2 protein-coding genes are annotated in these 658 nt (G+C 44.2%); both read right to left on the bottom strand.

The window, feature by feature from the left end:
- Positions 1-243: DUF406 domain-containing protein (locus AC5O77_RS21945; protein ID WP_494507195.1), on the bottom strand; the 243-nt coding region annotated here is incomplete at its 3' end.
- A gap of 211 nt (positions 244-454) precedes the next feature.
- A partial coding sequence (locus AC5O77_RS21950) for a DUF805 domain-containing protein (protein WP_250216974.1) occupies positions 455-658 on the bottom strand: 204 nt, incomplete at its 5' end.

The raw sequence follows: 658 nt of genomic DNA on the forward strand, positions 1-658 counted from the left end.
GGTGAAGGCCGCCTCAAGCTCAACTTGCCCTTCCAGATCCTGACTCTTATAGGCTACGCTGGCCCCTTCATCTGCAGAGGATGCAGCGGCGGCAAGCTCTTTCAGTTTGGTCATAAAGGACTCTGCGTCTTCGCGGGTGGCAAAATAGCGCGTAAACTTACTGGTACAGTTGTCGTTATCAATCACCGTACCGATATCAATCGCACATCCTTTAGTACTGCATTTATCTACGACATCTTTCATAGGGCACCTCTGTATATTCTCCTCTCTGTCGATTACGACTTAAGAATAATGCGCCGTTAAGGGAAGAACAAACAAGTAATGATCTTATGGATTACCATTTTTTTTGATATTGCTTAATGTGAAGAGTTCAGAAGGATTTTCCGGGTATTGTCATTTGCATCGTGGAAATAACAATCCCGGAAAAAAATAGCAGTAAGAGATATATTAAAGGTTAATTACTTGATTTATTGTCGGCTTTATACTTCACATCCTGGGTATCTTTACCATATTTATTTTCGCCTTGTGTGCCAACAAACGCACCAAGATCGATAAGCATCATCACCAGAATCAATGTCGGGACAAAACGCCCCACCGCCCATTGCCAGACACCCGGTAAAATCGCCCAGTTACCCGCCAGCAGCATCCACGCCACAAT

The sequence above is a fragment of the Stenotrophomonas sp. INTA L402-1 genome, assembly GCF_059295135.1.